The sequence below is a fragment of the Serratia sp. DD3 genome, from assembly GCF_000496755.2.
The window spans coordinates 1-6,833 of sequence record NZ_AYKS02000082.1; the positions used below are offsets into that span (position 1 = coordinate 1).

At 47.4% G+C, this 6,833-nt stretch carries 5 protein-coding genes and 1 pseudogene; 3 read left to right on the top strand and 3 right to left on the bottom strand.

What is annotated here, in order from left to right; all coding sequences use genetic code 11:
* On the bottom strand, positions 1-2,497 hold a 2,497-nt coding region (locus IO95_RS16005), incomplete at its 3' end, for a calcium-binding protein (RefSeq protein WP_037386094.1).
* Between the two features lie 97 nt (positions 2,498-2,594).
* On the opposite strand from IO95_RS16005, the pseudogene IO95_RS16010 reads away from it, so the two are divergent.
* The 3 genes and pseudogenes from IO95_RS16010 to tus form a co-directional block, all read left to right on the top strand.
* Positions 2,595-3,296: pseudogene (locus tag IO95_RS16010) on the top strand (IS630 family transposase); the annotation flags it as partial.
* A 462-nt stretch (positions 3,297-3,758) separates the two neighbouring features.
* Positions 3,759-4,409, top strand: a complete 651-nt coding sequence (locus tag IO95_RS16015; RefSeq protein ID WP_023492776.1) for a fumarylacetoacetate hydrolase family protein — start codon at positions 3,759-3,761, stop codon at positions 4,407-4,409.
* A gap of 181 nt (positions 4,410-4,590) precedes the next feature.
* Positions 4,591-5,508, top strand: coding sequence for a DNA replication terminus site-binding protein (gene tus / locus IO95_RS16020; protein WP_037386100.1), 918 nt, complete (start codon positions 4,591-4,593; stop codon positions 5,506-5,508).
* A gap of 39 nt (positions 5,509-5,547) precedes the next feature.
* Here the strand turns inward: tus and IO95_RS16025 are convergent, their stop codons facing one another.
* On the bottom strand, positions 5,548-6,249 hold the full coding sequence (locus IO95_RS16025) for a YafY family protein (RefSeq protein WP_023492778.1): 702 nt from the start codon (positions 6,247-6,249) through the stop codon (positions 5,548-5,550).
* A gap of 171 nt (positions 6,250-6,420) precedes the next feature.
* Positions 6,421-6,833 (bottom strand): integrase core domain-containing protein (locus IO95_RS16030; protein WP_037386103.1); only part of this gene is annotated, 413 nt, incomplete at its 5' end.

Sequence of the window (6,833 nt, forward strand, 5' to 3'; positions counted from 1 at the left end):
GAGCCGCAAGATAGTCGTCCCCGCTGCCGCCATTGAAGATGCCACGGCCATACAGCTTATCGTCACCTGCGCCACCGTCCAGATAGTTACCCGCATAATTACCGGTCAGCGTATCGTTACCAGCACTGGCATTAATGCGGTCGGTCCCGCTTGAGGTGCTGATATTGTCGGCTTCATCTGAGCCGGTAAAGGTAAAACCGCGTGCACTGATGTTGTCCCACACCGTACCGTCGGCAAATTCAAAGCGGTTGATGGTGCGGTAAGCTGCACCGGCAAAGTAGTTGTTGATGGTGACCTGATCCCCCTGTTTGCCGACCGTGATGATCAAATGGTTGCTTTCCCGGCGATAGCCCACCATCTCGGCAGTCACCTCCTTGCCAAAGACGATCTTGTCTTTACCGGCATAAATGCCACCCCCATTGTTATCATAGCTGTCAATCACATCCGCACCGTCCCCCAGATTGAACAGGAAAGTATCTGAAACACTGGAGGTTTGAGCCGCAATATAATCGTTGCCGGTGCCGCCATTAAAGGTGCCACGGCCATACAGCTTATCGTCACCTGCGCCACCGAATAGATAACCACCAATCAGGTTATTGGTGATAACATCATTGGCCTCTGAACCCAGAGTAAAATGTAGCGCGTTAAGGGTATTTTTATCGAGAGAGTTAAATATCGAGTTCAGGGTTGCTGTATCAGTGGTATTAGCAACCAATGATGCTAATAGAGTAGTTCCATCCCAATCTTTAAAACCACCGACAACAATCATCTCGGCCAGATCAATAATTCCTTTTTTAATGTCAGTACGATAGACATCCTGAAATAGCAGGTTCATCTTGTCATAGTTAACAATAAGATCACCATTATCAGCAAGATGCATTTCTATCTGACTGAGGTAAGGTTTGAGCCTGGTTTGAATGAGCAAAGCCTCATAGGCATAATCAAGCATCTCCTGATAAATACTTTTAATGCTATCGATAGTTTTTTGACCATTAACAGATAAGTTAATATTATGCGTGCTCACTCCTGTGAAAGCATCCAGAATCCGAATTTCGTCAGTCAGCCCGTCTAATTCCTTTCGTAATGCCAGCATCTCAATCGTATCATCTAAATAAATGGGTTTTTGTTGACCTGGTCGTAACCAAATAACATTACTGGAATTTTGATCCTCAAAGGTCATACTGGTAATAACATAATGACCAAATTCCGGATCAGTTTTCGCCCACTCCAGTACTAACTGATCTAATAGACCGAGTTGTTCTTCACGGGTTCGAGCCAGACTATATTGATTTAGAATAGCGGCTAAGTCAGAAGAGAGTGTTGCAGCCTCATTGAGATCACGCAACCTACCCTGCCCCTGAATATTTGCCAGCTTAGCCTGATCTGCCGTTAGCGTAATATGTTCGGTATAGCTACTATAGAAGCTATTGCTCACCAAATTAACATCACTCATCTGATAGACTGAACCATCTTCTGTGGTATAAGTCCCTATTTGAGTAAGACGATTACCACCATCTAACACTTGATCAACATTCTTATAATCTAAATTGAGTGAAGCAATACCCAGCTCTCCGAGGGTAAATAGTTCTCCCGAATCGGTGGTACCATCCTGGTTTAGGTCACGCCAGACTTTGAGGTTAGCGAAATCCTGATCGTTGGCATCAATTTTACCATCCCCGTTAGTATCCAAATCAGCCAGAGCAGCAAAACCATTTTGAGCTTTTTCACCGTTACTTAAGAACGTATTATCACCAAATAGCTCATTACCATTGTTAATGGCACCATCACCGTTACGGTCAAACACTAAAATCCCATCATCGGATTTTACCCAGCCGGATGCTGTTTTCAGGCCATCTTGATTATGGTCAAACTTTACACTGCCCTGACCATTCATACCGGTTGTTTCAAGACCATCACCATCTAAATCAAGGAGCAACGGATCGTAATAAGCCACTCGATAGGAACCGTCGCGATTGACATCATTGTGGTATTTACCATTAACCGCCTCGTCGATATCTCTATGTCGGTGACGAATAGCAGTATAAGCATTGCCAAGCAAGCCACCACTTAGAAAACCACCAACCTCACGGTCAAAAAAATCATCCGTAGTCACATTTGCTGTGTATTCGGAAACAACGGTACCCGCAAAAGTGGATGTTGTTGTTACATTAAGGGATGGCATGTCTGGAGCATATGGATCGGTTGGGTGAGGTTGTAATCCCCCAGAAGCAAAATCAAAAGAAACAGAATTATTACCATCAGGGCTGGAAATAGAAAGCTCGAAGGAGGAAAGTGGGCACTGAAAAGAACCATCTGGGTTTTGGGTTATCTGACCTTTACCCGAAAAGGTAATGATGCTGTTGCCTAAACCTGCGGTTACTGTCCCATCAGCACTAATACTTCCACTCGCAAGACCGAGATTAACATTGGCACTGGGATTAAAATGGACCGTATTATCCGGACGTAGCTCGAACAAATTTGAAAATGAGATACCCATACATTATATCCTTATCAATTTGAATAGCTTATGAACACTCCCCATTCTAGCGGGGTTGTATACCCGTGATCAATGAAGATGCTTGATTTTTCAACCGATGGGGATCATGCTCAGAACCATGAAAATAGAACTGACCGCTGAACAGGAGCGTGCTCTTGAGGCACAACATCGCAAGTGTCGTGACCGTCGGATCTGCGACAGGATCCGTTGTGTGCTGCTTTCTTCTAAAGGCTGGTCAACTCGCATGATTGCGCAATCACAGTTGATTGATGAAACGACGGTACGTCGCCATCTGAATGACTGGCTTAATGAAGAAAAACTGAAGCCCGAGAATGGCGGCTCTGACAGTCATCTTAACGAGGTGCAGACAGCCGAACTTATCGCCTATCTGACGGATAACCTTCTCCCCACTACGCAGGCCATCATTGAGTTGGTCGATGAATGGTGGAGTATCCGCTACACCGTTCCCGGCTTGAACAAGTGGCTGCACCGTAATGACTTTAGCTACAAAAAGCCCACCGGTGTGCCACATAAGTTCAGTGCCGAAGCACAACAGGCGTTCGTGGAAACCTACAACCAGTTGAAAAGTGAAGTCGTTGATGAGCCCATCTTGTTCATTGATGGTGTGCACCCGACGCAGGGCACGAAGCTGGCTTATGGATGGATGACGAAAGGTCGGAAAACTATCGTAGAAACAACGGGTAGCCGCACCAGACTGAACATCATGGGTGCACTGAATCTGACTGATATCGGCAGCACAGTGATCCGCGAATACGACACGATTAACAGCCTGAATATCGGTCAGTTCAGACACAGTGGTGTCCGTAATCGTTCGATTTCGGACGGAGAAACGCTACAGCGTTGGTAACTAGGGTAGCTACCAACACCTCATTGACTAAAAAACAGTCTTAGCGTGGTTTATTTTCCCTTTTCCAAGCGGACCCCAAGATATCGCACGCCTCTCCCCGCTTTGCCACGGACATATCAATATGCTCGGCCATTACTCCTTCACGCTGGCAGAACTGGTGACCAAAGGACATCTGAGACCATTAAAAGAGGCGTCAGAGGCAGAAAACGTTGCTTAACGTGAGTTTTCGTTCCACTGAGCGTCAGACCCCTGTACGAGAAGAAACCATAGCAGAGCATGTGATGTGTCACGGAAATTTCGGCGGTTCCGGCGTGCAACCCCGGTAACGAAAGCACCCTCTTGGTTAAAAAACATACTTAGCGTACGTTTTCGTACGGTTGGGCTTCAGACCCCGTGACTCGCCCAGGCAAGATCATCTGCGTGGGGTTTAACTATCGCTCCCATGCGGCGGAAATTGGTGCTCCGGTGCCCAAAGCCCCGCCACTGTTTAGCAAATTTGCCAACGCGTTGAACGGTAACCAGGGCGTGGTGCACCTCCCGACACATATTGACCATGAGTTTGACTACGAAACTGAACTGGTGCTGGTTTTTGCCAAGCGCTGTCATCAGGTAGCGGAAGCCGATGCTTTGTCCGTGCTGGCGGGGTATGCCGTAGGTAATGATATTAGTGCTCGCGGGTTGCAGAATATCACCTCGCAGTTTACCGCCGGAAAAACATCGGATGGTTTTGCCCCTATCGGACCGTGGCTGGTCAGCCGAAATTTAGTTCCCAACCCCAATGCACTAAGGTTGAAGACCTGGATGAATGGTGAATTACGCCAAGACAGCAGCACTGAGGAGATGATTTTCAATTGCCAGCAACTCATCCATTACGTGACGAGCATTATGACTATCGAACCGGGGGATATTCTATTCACCGGGACGCCGCCTGGGGTGATTTTGGGGCAGAAAGTACCGCGTGAACAACGGCGCTGGCTCAAATCAGGGGATAAGGTGACCTCCTCCATCGAGGGGCTTGGTGAGCTAAACATTAGGTTTTCATAAATAGCAGGTTGAGTGAATGGGGCTTAACCGGTAAAGATATCGGGATACCGTTTGCTCAACCCCTCCTTTTTTCCCCTACTCAGCTTGAACCAGGTATTATTTACATGAGGTCACAATAGCCAATGTTAGCGGGTTGATTGTGTTATCTTATAATGTATGTTGTAACTAAAATATGCGAATGATGAATAAATATACACTAATAGGCCGGATGAACAGTTGTTTTAATACGCTGGAACAAGCGTTAATCGAACTGAGCCAACAAATTCAGTCATTACCCTTGTTAGCAGCTCGCGTATTTACCCTACCGCAAATCGAGAAAGGCAAAGAGCATGACACCATAGAGAAAATCGAGGTTGTGCAAGAGGTTGGTCAGGTGGCGCGCGATTTAGCTCTACAGCAGTATCGGCGGTTGTTTATCCATCATCATCAGTCAACTGTCAGCAGCAAAGCGGCAGTCCGTCTACCTGGCGTTATTTGCCTGGCTGTTGATGACAACGGTTGCTTGGCGTTACGGCAGCAGATTACATTAATTAACCAGTTAAAGGCCGAGCTCGAACAGATTATTACTGTCGAGTCTGGGCTGACACCAGAACAACGTTTTGACTTTGTCCATGATCAGCTACACGGATTGATTACCCTCAGCGCCTATCGGGCAATCACCCTACTCACTGATCCAGATTCAGTGCGCTTTGGTTGGGCCAACAAGCACATCATCAAGAATGTGAAGCGTGATGATATCGTTGCCCAATTGGAAAAAAGCTTAAAAGCAGGCCGTGCCGTTCCCCCCTTTAACCGTGAACAATGGGCAGAATTAGTGAGCCGTGAAATCGATGATGTTAGCCGCTTACCACAACAGGCAAGATTAAAAATCAAACGGCCCGTGAAAGTGCAACCCATCGCACGGGTCTGGTATCAGCAACAGCAGAAACAGGTACAACACCCCTGCCCACTGCCGCTAATTGCACTCTGTCAGCAGAAAACACCCAAAATTGGTGCGTTGCCCAATTACGATGCTGCAACAGTAAAACACAAATACAAACCAGATGCTGAGCCACTCAGGCTTGTGGTCAAACGTTTGCATTTATATACCGACCAGTAACTGATAATTAAGCGCCTTAGACGCTACTCTGCTTCGCTGTCAATTTTTGCCAGCAGTATGCTCATTACATTCGCGTTCCCGCCATAGCTTCATCAAGGCTCTACGCCCTTGCGGATAACGCTGCGAAGACAGTGCAATACGGCTAATGCGGTCAAAACGAAAATGGCGCAGAGAACCTCGCAGTTCACACCACGCCATCAGGATCCTTACCTGTTCGAAATAACCTATGGCAAAGGGCCAAATCGTTCGTTCACTGCTGTTACCGTTACTATCGCAATACGCCACGGCAATTTTACACTCCTGATGAATCGCTTTACGCACTGACATCAATAGCTCATCGTCAACATGCGTAATAGAAACAGGGCCTATCAGCAAGGTATTGGCATTCAGTTCTTCCCGTAACTCTACAGGTAATACTGAGGCAATCTTGGCCAATGCATCCGTCGCCGCAGAGGCAAGTTGACTATCCCCACGTTGTTCTACCCAACGCATTCCCAATACCAGCGCTTCAATTTCATGCTGGGAAAACATCAGCGGCGGCAGCATAAAGCCTGGCCGCAAGATATAGCCAACCCCCGCCTCCCCGGTGATGTCTGCCCCCTGCTGTTGTAAAGTTGCAATATCACGGTACAAGGTACGCATACTGATTCCCAGCTCCTGCGCCAAACTCTGCCCAGTCACTGGATAACGGTGGCGGCGCAAAATCTGCATCAAGCCAAGCAGACGTTGAGTTCGTGTCATCTCTTCCTTCCATCCTTGTCTTGGTTGAATAGCATTAACTAACGCCTCTACAGTCAACAACGTGTTCATAATGACACGACAAACGTGACATTGTCACTTAAATCTATCTAGTTAGATAAATGGATCCCTCTCTATGTTCTTGACCCGCCATCTCCAGACAGCTTTTGTATCTTAAGTTAACGATGCCCGCTGGCGTCGGTATTCTCTCGGGGAGTGATATCCCAACGCACTATGCGGATGATTTTCATTGTAATGATTGAACGCCGCCGCAAGATTCTGCAGTGCCGTTCTCACATTCGGTTTTGGCATGAACGCGATGTAGTCTTCCTTCATCGTTTTCACGAACCGCTCTGCCATTCCGTTACTTTGCGGGCTACTTACTGCTGTTGTACACGGTTCCAGATTCAACTCTCTGGCGAACTTCCTTGTGTCATGCGCGGTGTACGCTGAACCGTTATCCGTCAGCCACTGCACCGGTTTAGCCGGAAGACTGTCACCGAAGCGCTTTTCCACGGCTCTCAGCATCACATCCTGAACAGTAATGCTGTCATAGCCCCCTGTGCTGGCCGCCCAGTCTATGGCTT

Excerpts from the sequence above, each read along its gene's own strand:
- tus (WP_037386100.1), top strand. The coding sequence starts at position 4,591 with ATGAATAAATATACACTAATAGGCCGGATGAACAGTTGTTTTAATACG.
- IO95_RS16025 (WP_023492778.1), bottom strand. The coding sequence starts at position 6,249 with ATGACACGAACTCAACGTCTGCTTGGCTTGATGCAGATTTTGCGCCGC.